Raw genomic sequence first — 17,521 nt, forward strand, 5'->3', positions numbered from 1 at the left:
TATTCTCAAACACTTTGGCTCAAACTATACAATTAATTTTGCTTAGGTACTTAATCCCCATTCAACAGAACATCAACACCCATGAGTAGCAATTTTTAGTCATTTCTTCTACACTGTGATATCTAGAAAGGTACCTCAATCCAAACTTATTTAGATACCATGACTAAAAGCCCCATCAAGCCCTTTTATTTCGACGTTACAGAAGAAGAAATCGACTTTTTCGCCGAAGAGTCAAAAAAAGTTCTCAAGTCTGGTAGGCTAATTTTAGGGGAGAACACAGCAGAATTTGAAAAAGCCTTTGCTGAGTACGTTGGTAGCAAACACGCGATAGCAGTTAATACCGGTTCTTCGGGGTTAGAGATTATTCTCCGTCTGAAAAAAGCTGAAGGGACAACGGTATTAGTACCCACAAACACCAATTTTGCCACCGTTGCTGCGGTGTTGCGAGTGGGAGGAGAGGTACAGTATTTAGATATGGATGAGAATACTTTTGCTCCTTCTCTACAAATGGTTAAAGATGCAGTAGAAAAGGGGGCTACTCCAGAAATTTCAGGAGTGTTATGGGTGCATATTGGGGGGGTAATTTCCCCTGAGTTTCCGGAAGTTGTGAAGTATTGTCACGATCGCGGCTTATTTGTTCTAGAAGATACTGCACACGCTCATGGCAGTCAAATCAATGGGGTACAAGCTGGAAACTTAGGAGATGGTGCAGCATTTTCCTTTTTCCCCACTAAAATTATGACCACTTTTGAAGGGGGAATGATTACCCTCAACGACGATGAAGAAGACTACATCGCGCGATCGCTGAGAAACCAAGGAAAGCGGGGAATGGACTTCGGGGGGTTACATACAGACTTTGGTAACAGTACCCGTATGACTGAGGTTCATGCCATTCTAGGACGGATTCAACTGGCTAAGTTATCCAAGATGATAGCACGACGACAACGGTGTTATGAGTTAATTACAGCACCTCTGCGAGAAGCAGGAATTAGATTTGTTTCCACGGATCACATGGATAGTGCATCTCAGTATAAGTTGCTGATACTTCTTCCCGAAGGAAAAACCATTAAGGAGGTAAAAGCGGCACTAGCAGAAGAAGACATCTTTTTAGGGGGAACAGTTTATGAGATCCCTTGTCATTTACAACCGGTATTTGAGGGGGTTTGCAAAGGGGAAAGTTTCCCTAACTCAGAATACTGGTGTCCCCGTCATATTTGTCCCCCGCTAACTTCGGGAATGACGGATGAAGAAGCAAAAATAGTAGGAGATGCTTTGGTTAGACATTTATTGCTAAATTGATTTAAGGGTACCATTGTCTATGAGTTCTAATTATCAACAGCAAACGCAAGAATTCAATATATGAGTTAAATTTTTAGAACATATATTAAAGTTTGTCGAGGAAAATTATTATGAACCAGACAAATTAGATTCTTTCCTCAAAGAAAATTTACAGGTAGTTTTTTGTGATGAACTTTATGTAATTAAATCCTTTATTTACCTATTTTTAAGGAACGGAACTAAGTGCATCATGTAGTCTCGCTTTCCAATGGGTACACCAGCAATGCGAAGAATGTCGTAAGCAGTAACCAGATGAAAGTAGAAGTTTGGCATTAAGAAATCATTCACATAGGCGTTACCAGTCATCTCGATATATAGATCCTCGCCAAGATCAATGCGTGTGATCTCATTCAACTTTTCATCTTTAGTTTTAATCGCTGAGAGCAGCTCTTTAGTATTCGCTATATGCTCATGTGCCTGTGCTAGAGACAGAACTTTCGGATCTAGATTATCCATCGGTTTACTATCACACCAAAGAGCAAAGTTGCGTGGTTGATTGCAGGTAAAAGCGACTTGTGTACCAAAAGGAAACATATCAGTTGTAATACGCTCCTGTAAGAAAGATTCACTCTCTTTGAAATGTGTTTGAGCTGACTTTAAGAGGTGATCGAGAGTTGTTAGACGAGTGTGAAAAATAGTTTTGATAAAATCTATATTCTGAATTGGCATCTTGTAATCTCCTGAAACCTACTTGAAGATATCACTAACTATAATCTATCTGATAGGGAACGAAAAAGATAATTTTTAGCTAATTAAAGCCGATATCATCACTCAACTGCTGACAAATAATGCAGAGATAACCCCTTAAATTCAATAGGGTTGACTGCCCCCTATCATTTCACCACATTTTCTTCGTTGTTCCTAACTTATTAAAAGTTGCAAATAAAAATTGCTATTTTCTAAAATCTAAATGATCAACCTAGGCATCTAATTCTGTAAAACAATAACAATTAAAACATGAAAAATTGTGTTAGAGTATTTAGAATTCAAATATAAAACCTATATGAAAAATAAATTAGTAAACGGACCCCAAATTTTTCCTTTATGGCAATTAATTCGCTGGATACAAGATCCCTTACTATTTCAACAAGAATGTTGCCAAATTTACGGAGACATATTTACCCTTAATGTTCAAGGATTTGCCCCTTTTGTTGTTATTGGAAACCCATTAGGAATACAAGAAATTTTTAGTCAAAATCCCGATAATTTTGATGTTGGCCGTGGCAATAAAATTGCGGAACCTCTTTTTGGTACTAAATCTTTATTTGTTTATGATGGGAAACGTCACCAAAAAGAACGAAAATTATTAATGCCTCCTTTTCATGGACAAAGTTTACAATTTTATGCACAATCTATCTGTGATATTGCCATGGAAGTTGTGAATAAGTGTCCAGAGAATCAACCTATTATTATCCGTAAGGTCATGCAAACCATTAGTTTAGAAGTTATTTTAAAAGTAGTATTTGGTATTTCGGAAGGAGAAAGATATCAAAAAATTAAGCCCTTACTCGCCCAAATGTTAGATGTCACTGATTCTCCATTAACCTCTAGTTTTCTCTTCTTTAAATTTTTACAAAAAGATTGGGGAAAATGGAGTCCTTGGGGACGAATTCAATATACAAGAAGAAAAATTTATCAATTATTACAAGAAGAAATTGAGGAAAGACGTAGCCAAAAAAATAACAGTGGTAGTGATGTTCTTAGTTTAATGATGGCAGCTAAAGATGAAAGCGGACAATCATTAACAGATGACGAATTAAAAGACGAATTAGTAACTTTATTATTTGCCGGTCACGAAACTACTGCTACCAGTATGAGTTGGGCTTTTTATCAAATTCTTAGTCATCCTTCTATCCTAGAAAAAATGCGTAAAGAGTTAGAAGAAACAACCAATAATCTCAACCCTTTAGAAATAGCAAAACTTCCTTATCTAAATGCAGTTTGTCAAGAAGTTTTACGGATGTATCCTATTCTTCCTATTATTTTTCCTCGCATTACCAAAACAAAAATGACCATTATGGGACGTGAATTTCCCCCTGAAACTTGGCTAACTCCTAGTATATATTTAGTGCATTATCGAGAAGATTTATATCATGAACCTCATCAATTTAAACCCGAACGTTTTCTAGAAAAAAAGTTTACTAATTATGAATACTTACCATTTGGGGGAGGAACTCGTCGTTGTTTAGGATATGCTTTAGCCGAATTAGAAATGAAGCTAGTTTTAGCTTCTATCATCTCTAAATATTCACTCACTTTAACTACTGAAAAAACCGTAGAACCACAGCGTAGAGGTTTTACTATTTCCCCGGCTGGTGGTGTTCCTGTGATTTTATTAGGTAGTGTTCCAAAAACAAGCGATCACGGTTAGGAAGCAATTAGTACAGATGGAATTAATCTTAGTTCATGAGTCCGAAACAACCTTTCAAGTTGTACTCTTCAAAACTTTTTACAACAGAACCTTTATTTTTTTTTGTTGATCGTAACCATATTTAATAGTCCCCTAAGATTAGTTATTAGCTTATCATAAATTATTGCTTTTTCGCATCACTTTTTAACAGACATTAATATCATGAGTTAATTGTATTAATTTTTGATTCTGATGCCTGAAACTGCAAAACATTATTTTTCTGTACTTTTGGTAATTGAAGAAATAAAGTGATCATCAATGTTGCCATATAAGCAGTTAAACCCGACCATAGTAAATGATTATTTTGCCAAAAATAAGACATAATTGCTAACGGTAAAAACCCGATAAAAAAGGCTCTTAGAACTCCATTTCTTAAAATGCTACCTTCTTTTAGACCAATAAAATAGGCTTCTAACATAAATGCAGTAGCAGTTAAACATAAGAGAGGAAGCAACCATAAAGTATATTCTATGGCTGTTTGACTAATTTCTTGATGATCTGTTAATAAATTAAATACCGTTTTAGGAAATAAGAAGGGAGTTAAAGCAAAGATTGAAGCAATAATTAAACTATTGATAATAGAGAGAATTAATAAAGGCATTATTTGTTCTGTAGTCCCCTTTCCTTTAAAATTTCCTGTTAAAGTTTGTGTGGTCATTCCTATTCCTTGAATGGTAAATTGACTCAGCAAAGCAATTTGTAATAATAAACCATCTGCAGCTAAAATTTCCGTTCCTAACAATGCACTTAAGTTAGTAAAAATAGAATAAGCAGAAATGAGAGCTAAAAATCTCATTAATATATTACCTTTTAGGACAAGTATTGATTTTAACTCCACTAAATTTAAAACTTTTTTGCCAATTTCTAAAATCCCATCCCATTTAATATTAAATACCATGAAAATAACAGCAACAAATAAAGCCAAATATTGACTAATAGCTGTAGCTAAACCTGCTCCCGTACTTTCCCAACCCCAACGATAAATCATAAAGTAATCTAGACCAACATTAGAAAAATTACCAACAAAAGATAATAAAAAAATTGCCGCTTTCATTTCCCTTCCTAAAAACCAACCAATAAAAACAAAATTAAGTAAAACCGCAGGTGCGCCCCAAATTCTAGCATGAAAATAATCGATTCCCGATGCTTCGATTTCAGGAGAACCAGATAATAAAATAAAACCTATTTTTTCAATAGGATATTGTAAAATAAGAATAATAAAACCAATACATAAAGCAATTAAACCACTGCGTAAAATAGCCAGTAATACTCCTTCTTTGTCATCCCTTCCTACCGCTTGTGCGGTAATAGCATTAGTTCCCGAACGAATGAACTTTAAAACCCGATATAAATAGTCAAAGAGAATACTTCCAAGAATAACACCAGCTAAGTAACGAATGTCTTTTAAATGTCCTAAAAAAGCAGTATCACACAACCCTGCTAAGGGAACCATCATGTTAGATAAGACACTGACTGAAGCAAGACGATAAAAACGAGGTAAAACACAACGATACTCGATAGGAAGGGAAAAATTCATATATAGCGTTTACACTTGAATCGTAAATACTGTAACAGAATCAAAAAGTTCTGCTACTGTTTACATTTTAAATATAAATAGCACGCTGATAGTCTAAAGAGATCCCAAAAAAATTATTAAATATTTAATTACTCATAACCTATTTTTTTCATCTACGTTATAATCTTATCTAACTTAAAATATTAGTTTGAAAATTTTTTTCATTATCCTGTTTATGAATCCTCTTCAAGTTTCAGAAATTGAATACGTTGATGTTATTGTCGTAGGTGGTGGTGTTGCTGGAATTGCCATTGCCGAGTTTTTATCCCGTCATAGCAATCTATCTATTAAGGTATTAGAAAAAGCTCCCCAAATTGGTACTTTAGCTTCAGGAAAGTTAGAAGGATGGTACCATACAGGGGGTTTATATTCAGGTCAAGATGACGCTCAAACCTTCATTAATTGTGTCAATGGAGTGGAAGATTTAATTAACCTTTATACCCCTTATTTTAAGGAGCAGTGTAACGTTAATTTAGTAGAGAAAAACCCCAATTTTTTCACTCCTGCTATTTCTCCTAACTCAAAAGGTTGGTTTAATGATGCACCTGTTTATCTAATTCATCCTCAAGAAGATGCTCCAGAAATTCGCTCATCTCGTCTAAAAAGCGACGCAGTACAAATCAATATTCAAAGAAACAGAGTCTTAGGAAGATTAGAAGTTGCCTACGGAAAACAACATAATTGGTTGGTTGATAATCGCTGTTTAGCACCAACTTATGGACAAGTAGAAAACTACGAAGGATTAGATTGTTCCTTAAAAAATCCCACAGAAACGATTAGCAAACTTTGCCATCGATTCGATGAATCTTATCACATAGAACCCTCTAATTACGAGTTTATAAAAACCCTAGATTGTTCTATGCACACTAGCAGAATTTTGCAAGATTTGGTGAGGAGTTGTTTAACTAATGGAGTAACTTTTGAAACAGGTATTAAAATTAATAAACTACTAATCGATAGTTATGGTAAGCTAAGGATTAAAAGTTTGCTATGCGAGACACAAGAAGGTCGTTCAAAACGATTGAAAGCAAAGTTATTTGTCTTTGCAGTTGGAGAAGGTTTTGAACCATTTTTGAATGATTTACAAGTGAGAGCAAAACTAAAGAGAAGTCGTAGCGCAATGGTGGTAGCTTATCCTGCTTTAGTGGATACTAATTTTGTGAGAATGTCAACTAAAAATCGTTTTCATTTTAATCATTTTGTGCAACAAAGAGAACTAGGGGAAGAAAAATATATTTACTCATTGTTAGCCGATTCTAGCTATGCTAACGAAGAAAGCGTAAATGGAATTGATATAGAACCCATTTTAGAATCAGCAGAACGTTATTTTGGTAAAGAAAAATTGTACAGTCGTCAACTGTATAGTTATGAATGCGTCAAAACCGAATTTATCAGTCAAGAAGAACAAAAAAGACGTTATAGTTATTGGATTGAATCTAATACAGACAGTAACTATTTGTGTGTTTTACCCGGTAAGTTTTCTTTCTTTCCCACTGTTGCTTATCAAGCATATCAACGGATTAAAACTCTACTTGACTTTGAAGAAACTTCACCTCAATCTCACTTTAATTGTAGTATGAATATCGAAGCGAAAGCTAATCAATTAGTAGCGGAATCCTATCCCGTACAAATTTTTCGCCGTTACTAAATTTTTCTTGCACCTTCGATAAAACTACCTAGTTTCTAAGCGTTCAGCTATCAGCCATCAGCTGAAAAATATCAATCCCTATCATCTACTGTGAGTAAAATTAAACGAACGCTGAACGCTGTGCGATAGCGCCGGAACGAAGTGAGGAACTGCTTACCAATTTAAGTTTTTCTATACTGGTGCAAAATATCAGTTTAAGCAACGTGGAGACAACAACATAACTATCTCCACAAAACGAAATAAACATTAGGCACAGAGATTGGTTTCCACAACTTTCACCAAATAATCCACCCAATAGTTAGCAGCATTGGGACATTCTGATTCCACCATAACCCTAATTAGAGGTTCTGTTCCCGAAGCACGAACCAAAACCCTTCCTGTATCACCCATTCCTGCTTTTGCTTGAGTGATCGCCTCTTGTAAAGGTTCGCACTGTTGCCAATTTCGTAGTTGCTCGCGATCCTCAAAACGAACATTGCGTAAAATCTGAGGATAAGTTTCAAAACTATTTTTAACCAACTCTGATAAAGATACCCCAGACTCGTGAACCAACGCAGCCAACTGTAACGCCGTTTGCACTCCATCCCCTGACACCCCGTAATGATGACAGATAATGTGTCCTGACTGTTCACCCCCGAGCATAGCACCAGTTTCCCACATCTGTGCCTGAACGTGGCGATCGCCCACAGAGGTACGCACCAATTGTCCTCCTATAGCTTGCCAAGCACGCTCAAACCCCAAATTTGCCATAACTGTGCCAATCAAGAGGTTGTCGGGCAGTTTACCCTGGTCTAAGAGGTATTTTCCCCAGAGGTAGAGGATATAATCCCCATCCACAACTTTCCCGTTACCGTCCACAGCCATTACCCGATCTGCATCCCCGTCAAAAGCAAAACCCATATCCGCTTGATGTTCTTTGATGGTGGCTTGCAAAAGATTAAGATGAGTCGAACCACAATCAACATTAATGCGATCGCCGTCCGCTTGATCGTGTAAACAAATCACCTCAGCACCCAACGCTTTAAACATAGCTGGTGCCACATTTACCGATGCACCCCAAGCTAGATCTAAAACAATTTTCATTCCTTGACAACTAAACGAAGGGGGTAAGCTGTCTTGTAGGAAGCGACAATAACCATCGACTAATGTGGGTTGATATAACCTTTTACCCCAAGGGACTACTTTATCCATAGATACCAAAAGATTGCCCCGTAGCCCCTCTTCGATTTCTTGGGCTAGGATTGAGGATAACTTAGTACCATCTGCATTAAAAAATTTGATCCCGTTATCTTCTGGTGGGTTATGACTGGCGGAGATCATGATCCCTGCCGATGCTTCGCTGTGACGGGTCAAATAAGCGACACAGGGGGTAGGACATAGCCCTAGTTGCCAAACTTCTAACCCGACAGAGGTGAGTCCTGCTGCCATCGCCATAGCAAGCATATCGCTTGAGTTACGGGAGTCTTGACCAATAATAATCGGGCCTGGGGTGGTTGTCTTCGATTTTATAACCTGTCCCGCCCAGAATCCTAGTTGTAGGGCAAACGGAGCAGTCAATAACTCTCCTGCTTTACCTCTGATTCCATCGGTTCCGAACAAGGGACTATGGGGTAACGGACTCAAAAAGCGATCATTTAAACCAGTAGTTCTATTATTTAAACGACTACTGCCATTGGGGGATAGGGAGATAACCATTAATTCACTTCCTCACAACTCACTCACCTTTACAGGATATACTCTTTAACTAGATTTGCGTAAAATTTTGATGTATAACACTTATGAACGTTAAAAAGTTTCTTAGTGTTCCCACAGGGTAAGTTATCGCTTCTTCGGGGCAAGGGGTTAATAAGTGAACTACCCCAACTTGCTTACGCTGAAGTTGGGGCTTCTGAACTCACAGGGGAATGCCTCAAGACAGACTTACGCCCACCTTTTGGTCTTACTTCCCCTCCTTCAGCAGCAGTCCTGGTTCCCAAGACCGATAACCCTTCGACATTGCTCAGGGCAAGTTGTCTGATGCCTTCTGCTCTAATGTTTTTAGCAGCATTTTCATCTCTGTCATGGTGTGTTCCACAACTTGGACAAGTCCACTCCCGAATATCTAATGGCATTTCTGATATTTGATATAGGCAATTAGAGCAAGTTTTAGAGCTAGGGAAAAATCTGTCAATTTCTACTAATAAACCACCTTTTTGCTCTAGTTTATATTATAAGCAAGAAAATTGACAAACATTCCCCATCCGGCATCATACCAAATCCGATTTATATACCCCAGTTATTTGAATTTCCTTACAATGCCTACTGATTGTGACTTTCACAGAAATGAAACTAAAATTTATAACTAGGTTTTATATGGCGGATTTGGTATCAGAGATAGCCTTAGCTAAGTTATGATTACGAACCATACCCTTGACGTTCAAATTCTCAACGACTACTACCTGATTATCATCAACAATTTTTCTTGATAACTTGTGTAGAAAGTCTTGACGGGCATTGCTAATACGTTCGTGAACTCTAGCTACTAGCTTTCGTGCTTTTTCTCTTGATTTACTTCCGCCGACCGACCTGCCGTTCAACGGCAGGTCGCAAGCGGCGGTGCATTCTGCACCCTTCTTTTTACGGGCTAATTTGGCTTGTTTTCTAGCTAAGTTTTTTTCATGTTTTTTTAGGTGTCTAGGGTTAGCATACTTAGATGTTTTTTCACCATTGTATGTAATGTTGATTTTTTATGAAAAAACTCATCTAAGTTAGGCATTTTGATTACTTTTTTCTGTGTGTGTTTATCTGAAAATATTTATAAAATCTAATAATATCTAAGTTTTTTTGAGATCACATATAACTCCATTTAAACTTAATTGCTCATTTAAAAATGTCAAAAAAGCATCTTGGTTTATGTCATTTTCTACAGTGAATAGTATATCAATTGAATCATTTTTAATGATAATCTCTATATTCCATTGAGGTTGCTCAGGAGTGTCTAAAAATTTAAACGATAATCTATCGCCTTCTCTCTGCAAAAGTTGCCAATCTGAATGCGAAGAAAGTTGATTAATTATATTTTCCTTAGCTTGAGAAGAAATTAATTCTGCTCCAAACACTGTAGATTCAGCATAATATGAAATTACCGCAGGGAGAGAACTACGATGTAATTCATTAAATTCTTCCTGTTCGCTAACCGATACTACTAAATCTGGCTCAGCATAGTCAAAAATATATACCTCATCGTCTAGATCGATGTATTTTCCAAGCCTCATAATATGTCCATAAAGACCACTAGAAGCTTCTCTCGACATTCCACTACAATTTACGTCACGTCTAGCACCGTTACACAAAAGATAGTAGTTTTGTTTTTCTAGTTCGATTCGTAGATCGATCAAACATTTAAAATAATCGTGACCTTCAATTTCAATATCTTGACTTATTGAGGAACTGAATAGAAGACTACATCTCGGATTATCTTTATCTAGCACAATTATTCCTTTGTGTATTGTACGATTACAGATGTGTATTAGTGAAATTTTAATTTTTTCGGTACTCATCTTTTTCTATCTATCATACTTATAATGTAATGAGGGTTATCAATTTTTGAACCTTTAGACTCTTTACTTCCTAGCCTTTGACCAGGCCCAAATGGTTCAGCATCTCGTATATATTCACGAGCAATATGATATGTGAACTACCCCAACTTGCTGTGGATACTTCGTAGTTTATTTGTTGGTCGGGCATTCATCCCTAATCTGTAGAGGATAAGGGAATTCTGCCCGAAATTAGGTTAAATAATTTAGTTTAAAAGAATCTCCCTGCTCCCTGCTCCCTGCTCCCCAGCAGCCCAAACAAGTAAGCTGTCGATCTACTGATTCTGCCCCCTGCCTCCTAACTCAACTTAACTCCGTTTCATCTTCACAACTACCGATACTTACCCAGGTACTAGAACCATCAGCCCAAAATTCTTTTTTCCAGATGGGAGCGTTATGCTTAAGGGTATCAATCCCATAACGACAAGCCTCAAAAGCTTCAGCCCGATGAGGACAACCCACAGCGATTAAAACACTAATTTCTGTAATTTTTAGCTTGCCAGTGCGATGATGGATAACGACTCGGTTCGTTTGCGGCCATTGTTTGCGAATGTTAGCGGCTATTTCTTGGAAAATCACCAAAGCCATCGGTTCATAAGCTTGGTATTCCAGATATTGCACCGCCTTACCCTCGGTTTGCTGTCGGACTGTCCCACTCATCAAAGAGATCGCCCCATTGCTAGGATCATCCGCTAACCCATACACTTCCTCCAAAGACAGAGGAGCAAAGCTAATCTTAAAACTATCGTGAGGATGAATTGAACTCCCACTAGCCGAAGGATTGATAGAAGCTTTCATAATAGTTTGTATCAACTTAATAACTTAATTTTATGTTATCCTAGTAAAGTTATTAAAATCTCGCACATTCAGGATTTCGGGTGTTTCTTTAGGGGAAATACACCTGGATGGAGGATTAACCCGAAACAGGAGAAAACTAAATTATGCCAGTCGTATCCCTCGAGGACTTACTCAATGCAGGGGTTCACTTCGGTCATCAAACCCGTCGTTGGAACCCCAAAATGTCCCAATACATCTACACAGCCCGTAACGGCGTTCATATCATCGATTTGGTGCAAACAGCCCAGTTGATGGAAGATGCTTATCAATACGTACGTAACAACTCCGATAAAGGCAAACGGTTCTTATTTGTAGGAACCAAACGACAAGCCGCCGGTATTATTGCTCAAGAGGCCTCTCGTTGCGGAGCTAACTACGTTAACCAACGCTGGTTAGGAGGAATGCTTACCAACTGGGAAACCATTAAAACCAGGGTAGAACGCCTCAAAGAGCTAGAGGCAATGGAAGACAGTGGACAAATTGCTCGTCGTCCCAAAAAAGAAGCCTCTGTACTACGTCGAGAATTGGGAAAACTACAAAAATACCTTGGCGGCATTAAAACCATGCGTCGTCCCCCTGATGTTGTGGTGATCGTAGATCAACGTCGGGAATACAATGCTATCCAAGAGTGTCAAAAACTGGGTATTCCAATGATTTCTCTGTTGGATACCAATTGCGACCCTGACTACGCCGATATTCCCATTCCAGCCAACGATGATGCAATTCGCTCCATAAAATTAATTTTAGGTAGATTAGCGGATGCAATTTATGAAGGTCGTCATGGTCAGTTAGACTCCGATGGTGACTACGAAGAGTTTGAAGAAAGTCTTGCAGAACAAGACTACGAAGACTACGACGAGGAAGAGGAAGAAGACGTTGAAGCCTCCTCGCCTCAAGAGGGAGAAGAAGAGTAAGATTACTTCTTCCTATTAATCTGGGGGGTTTCCCCCCCCCGAGATACCTTATGTACCTGAGTTCCATACCAAGGAAATTTGATAGATAGGCGGTGCGACTCCAGCGAATCTAATTCCCCCTGCAAACTTAGAACTCACGTTACCCCGTTTCATGTAAACATAGTTCTTAGCGTACACACGAAAATCAAAATGGCCGAAATCTCAGCAAAACTGGTTAAAGAACTCCGTGAAAAAACTGGCGCGGGGATGATGGACTGCAAAAAAGCCCTTAAAGAAAACGAGGGTGATACGGAAAAGGCCATGGAATGGCTACGGCAGAAAGGCATCACCTCCGCCGAGAAAAAATCAGGCCGACAAACCGCCGAAGGATTGGTTCATAGCTACATTCATACCGGTGGCCGCATTGGAGTCCTGGTAGAAGTGAACTGTGAAACCGACTTCGTTGCCCGTCGAGACGAGTTTAAAGACCTTGTCCAAAACGTCGCTATGCAAATCGCCGCCTGTCCCAATGTAGAATACGTTGCCCAAAGCGAGATTCCCGAGGCAATTATTGCTAAGGAAAAAGAAATTGAAATGGGACGGGATGATTTAGGCAATAAACCAGATAACATTAAGGAAAAGATTGTTCAAGGGCGTATTGAGAAGAGACAAAAAGAACTTTCTTTGCTCGATCAACCCTTTATTAAAGATCCTAATATGACAGTGGAGGAGTTGCTAAAACAAACCATCTCTCAACTGGGTGAAAATATTCAAGTTCGCCGTTTTACTCGCTTTGTTTTAGGGGAAGGAATCGAAAAAGAAGCAGTTAGTTTTGCTGATGAAGTTGCAGCTCAAACAGGAAAAAGCTAAGCAAAATTCGGGGTAGTTCCCTCTTATTTTCACTCCTTAACCTAATCAATAAAACGAGTAAGTTATCTCGAGAATGGTTATTAATAATAAGGCAAAAGTAAGGAAATGTCTCCCACTCTTGCCTTCTTTCTCTATTTTTGATGAATGTTCGGGATTATCAAGGGTTGACTTATGGCAAAATCTCTGCAAAAAATTAGGCAAGAAATAGAAAAGTTGGAGCAACAATCAACGGAAATTTTTACAGAACTAAATGAACTTTATAAACGGTATTTAGAAGCACTAAACTTATCAGTGAAAAAACAGCTAATCTTGGCAGTTTATGAAATTTGCACGAGGATTTATCCACAAGAATTTTTAAAATTATCTTATAGTAAGCGAGAAAAATTACAAGGAAAAATTAAGGAATTGTGCCAACCTCTTGAGTCTAAGTTTTTAGCTTATATTAGTTTTCCCCAACCAACACCAACGGCAACTTTAACTGAACAAATATTAACCCAATTATCCATTGCTAAAAACCAAGAATTTCAAGTACAAAATGAAGATGATGATGATTCAATTTCTAAAATTGAAAACCCTGAAGACCTAGTTTTATGGTGCAAAAGAGTAGAACAAGGCATTAGAATGATCATCCATGCCCTCTCTCAAGATGTCAATAAGGAGTTACAAAAAAATAACATCATTGCAAGTAAGTTACCTCCTCAACTTTTAGAAATGGCTTTACAAGCAGAAGAAGCAGGAAACTCATCGAGTAATCCTCCTAATATTTTGAATGTACTGATAGAAACTAATAGAAAAGATAAGAATGAAAAGGAAGAAAATGAAGAAGAAAAAGATAAACAAGAAGCACAAATCACTAAAGTTTCTGCTATTCATTTACGATTATCTGATGTTGAATTCGCTGACCATCAATTAAGTATTCAACGTCAACAAATTCGCCAAAGATTAGACATTATCAAAAAAATGCGTAAGGTTTATCAAAAAATTCAACGAGAAAATGCTCAAGCACAAGCAGAGGCGGCATGGCGTTCTAGTTGGCACGATTAATAAATATCATAAACCGAACTCAGGTTATTAGTTTTTATTAACCCGATCCAATACTGCTTTAGCGATGATTTCAGAGCCATCTTTAGCTAAAACTTTACCAATTTTTGGTGGATGGGGATCTTCTTTTAAAAAGTCCCAGCTTCCTGCAAAAAAGTTATCTATTTCTACAATTTGATGGTCAGCATAATTCCTAATTCCTTCTAATAAAAAAGCTGTTTCAGCGAAATCATTTCTCATCAAAGAAACAATAGGAATATCGAGACACATAGTTTCAGAAAAAGTGCTAAACCCTGGTTTAGAAACAACTCGACTACATAAAGGCATAAAATCAAAGGGACGATAGGCAGAATCGGTGACTTTAATGATATTATCTAAGTCAGGAGCCTTAGCATCAAGGGTAATAAATTGCCAATCAGAAAATTGTGCTAAATTAGCGTAAGGAATTTGCTGTAATCCTAGACCGCCAAAAGTTAGTAAAATGGTTTTTTCCCGAGAAGCAGTTAAATTAAACTTATCTCGTAAATCGTCAATTTGATAACGAGAGGAACCCTTTGTTAAGCCTACATCGGTGATAGAATTAAAACCAGACATTGGTTCAGCCATAGGCAGACGAAAAAGGCGATCGCATTGTTGATAACATTCTTTGATCCACTCAACAATTCCTTGCCATTCTTGTCCCCAAGGTTCATAAATAAAGTCCCAACCAAAATTACTCATCATCCAACAAGGTATCCCTGCCAGCTTAGCAATAGGTGCCATTAACGGGGGGATATCTGCTAAAATTAAATCAACTTGGTTGGTCTTAAGAAAGTTAATTTCTCCAGCCATTAACCATTCCCGTTTGTCGTAGAGTTCCTGAACTTTTTTAAGGGTAGCAATCTTATCCATTTTGAAACTATCCGATTGAATTACCCCGACATCGAAAGCCATAGGACGGTAAATAAAATCTCCTGAAATATAAGATTCTAACAACCATCTTGGAGCAGTTGTGGCCATAATTATTAAGCTATCGGGACACAAGTTTAAAATGGCATTTGCTACAGTAGAAATTCGCACCGCATGACCAAAACCGTGACCGGTTGCTGCTAAATAAATAATCGGTCTTTTGCCATTAGTTGCTGCTGTCATAATATAAGTATCAAAATTTAACTTTGCTCTTCCAAAAAAGATTTAACACCAAATCCTCTTCTCAAACCGATTTTTTCAGCTGATGGCTGATAGCTGAACGCTTACAAACTAGCCAGTTTTATCTAAGGTGCAGGATGTAAGTATAACACCGAACTCAGGTTACCAATCTTGAGGGTTAACTTTCGGTCTAATTTTCATGCGAACTAAGACTGCGGTAATATTATCGTGACCATTATAACTATTAGTAAAGTCGATTAATTGGTTCATTCCCCTCTCTAATGATTGACCAGATTTGATTAGGGGTAAGAGATAGGTTTCCCAGTGTTCTTCCACTAAATCATTATCACATAATCCATCGGAACAAAGTAAAAATAAAGTATCTTCAACTAGGTCTAAAAATTGAATATCTGGTTGTACATATTTGTTTTCGTGGGGACCTAAAGCTTGAGTTAATTGATAAGCATCCGGTCTAGAGTATGCTAATTGGGGATTTATGCCATTTTGGATTGCTCTTTGTCCTACTTCGTGGTCGATGGTCAGTTGTTGCAATCCTTGTTTGCGATTCATGGAATAAACCCGACTGTCTCCCACATGAGCAACTGCAACCTTGGTCTGACTTACTAACAACAAGACCAAAGTAGTCCCCATTCGTCCGCTACCGGAACTAGCGTTGTTTTGATTGACTTCGTATAGATTTTTGTTGGCCAATAAAATCCCTTGTAAAATCGTTTCTTGATCAGGAAAATCCCCTTGCCAATGTTTGACGAAGAACTCTTCTAAGGTTTCTGTGGCCATCTTACTAGCAACTTCCCCGGCAGCATGGCCACCCATTCCGTCACAAACGATGTAAATACCACGACCATTTACCCCCAAACTTTGATTATTTTGTTGAGTTGCAATCTGGGTATTGAGGCTAAAATAATCTTCGTTGTGATCCCGTTGTTGTCCTCTATCGGTGCATCCTAAAGCGGTTAAACTGACCAATTCCATCGGCAAAACCGCGGTAGAATCACTACTAACCTCTGTGGTAGTTGGATTGTCTTCTAACTCACCACTCAATAAGTCAGGTTGAAATTCTGGTAATTCTTCGGCAATTGAGTCAAGAGACGGAGAAGAATCCTCCGTATTATGGGAGTTTTCTTGGTCATCGTTAATCTCTTGTTCTGCGGCTAGATCTAGTAGTTGTAAACGGAATTCTCCTACTTGTTTAATGTTACCTTGGGCCACTTCTTGAATCAGATCGCTTAGTTTGTTTGAGGTGGGATAACCTGCTTTATTGAGCAAAGTTTGCCACAATTGACCCAGTTTTTTTAAAGATGGAGGATTATTCGGAGAGTCACCATAGAGTTTGAGTAATCCAAAGCTCTGATCTTCATCTAGTCTCAGGTTGTTTACCATGAGAAGACTTTGACAGCAATTAACACTAAGCAAACTTTTCCATAGGGTAACAATTTGATTGAGCCAGTAAACAATCTGTATAGTTAGTAGGGAGTGATTCATTAATAGATCGGGTATGGATTGCCAGTGATTGCGATCGGGCAATAGTATATACTCTGTGTCTTGATCTGTCCAAGCGTCATAAACTTGGGGAACTATGGGTTTTAAGTCTTGGAGCATGATATAAGGGAAAGCCGCTGAGGGAATTCCCATTTGCTGCCAGAATAAAGTTGGATCGTCTTGTTGGCTTTCTTGTAACGCGTCTGAAACTTGATTGACTAATGCTGGTAAGGTTGATTGTTCTAGAGGTTGACAGTCAACTACTCGGCCTTGATAAAGGGTATGAGTTGCAGTGGTGGAGATTGGTTGAAAAGTGGCTTTTTTTTGGGAAGTCAAAATTTGATATCTTTGTCCAAGATCGAGATATTTTTGATCAAAGGTTAAGCTTTTATTTGTGCGATCGCTCTTATTGGGTTTAGCTATTATTACCTGCCAAAGTCTCCCACTGAAGGTTCCGCATTTTGGGCAGTGGGTTTCAGAAAAAAGGACATTATGACCACATTTACGACAAGAATGGTGAATCAAAGAGGTTTGACATCGTTGACAGACTTGACTATTGTTGGGGTTTTCTGCATGACATTGGGGACAAACAAGCATAAATGACTACACCAGTGATTGAAAGTATTGGGGGTTTAAGACTGTTGTATTCGTCGTGACGACTCCCGACACTGAACGGAGTACCGTTACAGTGCGGGCTTCTCCAAG

The 17,521-nt window shown here is 38.0% G+C and carries 13 protein-coding genes and 2 pseudogenes; 6 read left to right on the forward strand and 9 right to left on the reverse strand.

What is annotated here, in order from left to right; all coding sequences use genetic code 11:
- Positions 1 to 159 precede the first annotated feature (159 nt).
- Positions 160 to 1,299: a DegT/DnrJ/EryC1/StrS family aminotransferase gene (locus tag P9B04_RS24750; RefSeq protein WP_342057618.1), complete on the forward strand. Its 1,140-nt coding sequence runs from the start codon at positions 160 to 162 to the stop codon at positions 1,297 to 1,299.
- Positions 1,300 to 1,494: 195 nt separating this feature from the next.
- Here the strand turns inward: P9B04_RS24750 and P9B04_RS24755 are convergent, their stop codons facing one another.
- Positions 1,495 to 2,007 (reverse strand): DUF1993 domain-containing protein, encoded by a 513-nt coding sequence (locus tag P9B04_RS24755; RefSeq protein ID WP_342057619.1) that lies wholly within the window; start codon positions 2,005 to 2,007, stop codon positions 1,495 to 1,497.
- Between the two features lie 334 nt (positions 2,008 to 2,341).
- Between P9B04_RS24755 and P9B04_RS24760 the strand changes: the two genes are divergently transcribed.
- Positions 2,342 to 3,709, forward strand: coding sequence for a cytochrome P450 (locus P9B04_RS24760; RefSeq protein WP_342057620.1), 1,368 nt, complete (start codon positions 2,342 to 2,344; stop codon positions 3,707 to 3,709).
- 199 nt (positions 3,710 to 3,908) lie between these two features.
- Here P9B04_RS24760 and gntT read toward each other — a convergent pair whose 3' ends face one another.
- A complete protein-coding gene (gntT, locus tag P9B04_RS24765; RefSeq protein ID WP_342057621.1) occupies positions 3,909 to 5,285 on the reverse strand; it encodes a guanitoxin biosynthesis MATE family efflux transporter GntT in 1,377 nt (458 codons plus the stop codon).
- Positions 5,286 to 5,499: 214 nt separating this feature from the next.
- Here gntT and P9B04_RS24770 point away from each other — a divergent pair, with 214 nt between their 5' ends.
- A complete protein-coding gene (locus P9B04_RS24770) occupies positions 5,500 to 6,972 on the forward strand; it encodes an FAD-dependent oxidoreductase (RefSeq protein ID WP_342057622.1) in 1,473 nt (490 codons plus the stop codon).
- Between the two features lie 246 nt (positions 6,973 to 7,218).
- On the opposite strand, the gene glmM is transcribed toward P9B04_RS24770, so the two are convergent.
- The 5 genes and pseudogenes from glmM to P9B04_RS24795 form a co-directional block, all read right to left on the reverse strand.
- Positions 7,219 to 8,667 carry a phosphoglucosamine mutase gene (gene glmM, locus P9B04_RS24775; protein ID WP_342057623.1) on the reverse strand — a complete coding sequence of 483 codons (1,449 nt, stop codon included), beginning with the start codon at positions 8,665 to 8,667 and terminating at the stop codon, positions 7,219 to 7,221.
- Positions 8,668 to 8,840: 173 nt separating this feature from the next.
- Positions 8,841 to 9,220: pseudogene (locus P9B04_RS24780) on the reverse strand (RNA-guided endonuclease InsQ/TnpB family protein); the annotation flags it as partial.
- Between the two features lie 121 nt (positions 9,221 to 9,341).
- A pseudogene (locus P9B04_RS24785) lies at positions 9,342 to 9,689 on the reverse strand (RNA-guided endonuclease InsQ/TnpB family protein); the annotation flags it as partial.
- A gap of 96 nt (positions 9,690 to 9,785) precedes the next feature.
- Entirely contained in the window at positions 9,786 to 10,511 is a 726-nt protein-coding gene (locus P9B04_RS24790; RefSeq protein WP_342057624.1) for a hypothetical protein, read from the reverse strand.
- Positions 10,512 to 10,850: 339 nt separating this feature from the next.
- Positions 10,851 to 11,345 carry a molybdenum cofactor biosynthesis protein MoaE gene (locus P9B04_RS24795; protein ID WP_342057625.1) on the reverse strand — a complete coding sequence of 165 codons (495 nt, stop codon included), beginning with the start codon at positions 11,343 to 11,345 and terminating at the stop codon, positions 10,851 to 10,853.
- 143 nt (positions 11,346 to 11,488) lie between these two features.
- Here P9B04_RS24795 and rpsB point away from each other — a divergent pair, with 143 nt between their 5' ends.
- The 3 genes from rpsB (at position 11,489) to P9B04_RS24810 (ending at position 14,191) form a co-directional block, all read left to right on the forward strand.
- A complete protein-coding gene (rpsB, locus tag P9B04_RS24800) occupies positions 11,489 to 12,298 on the forward strand; it encodes a 30S ribosomal protein S2 (RefSeq protein ID WP_342057626.1) in 810 nt (269 codons plus the stop codon).
- Between the two features lie 159 nt (positions 12,299 to 12,457).
- Positions 12,458 to 13,147, forward strand: a complete 690-nt coding sequence (gene tsf / locus P9B04_RS24805; RefSeq protein ID WP_446718045.1) for a translation elongation factor Ts — start codon at positions 12,458 to 12,460, stop codon at positions 13,145 to 13,147.
- A gap of 171 nt (positions 13,148 to 13,318) precedes the next feature.
- Positions 13,319 to 14,191, forward strand: a complete 873-nt coding sequence (locus P9B04_RS24810) for a hypothetical protein (protein ID WP_342057628.1) — start codon at positions 13,319 to 13,321, stop codon at positions 14,189 to 14,191.
- A 27-nt stretch (positions 14,192 to 14,218) separates the two neighbouring features.
- Here the strand turns inward: P9B04_RS24810 and P9B04_RS24815 are convergent, their stop codons facing one another.
- Positions 14,219 to 15,319, reverse strand: a complete 1,101-nt coding sequence (locus P9B04_RS24815) for a glycosyl transferase (protein ID WP_342057629.1) — start codon at positions 15,317 to 15,319, stop codon at positions 14,219 to 14,221.
- A gap of 159 nt (positions 15,320 to 15,478) precedes the next feature.
- On the reverse strand, positions 15,479 to 17,413 hold the full coding sequence (locus P9B04_RS24820; RefSeq protein ID WP_342057630.1) for a serine/threonine phosphatase: 1,935 nt from the start codon (positions 17,411 to 17,413) through the stop codon (positions 15,479 to 15,481).
- Between the last annotated feature and the right edge of the window lie 108 nt (positions 17,414 to 17,521).

It is taken from the genome of Crocosphaera sp. Alani8 (assembly GCF_038442745.1).
Lineage (GTDB): Bacteria > Cyanobacteriota > Cyanobacteriia > Cyanobacteriales > Microcystaceae > Crocosphaera.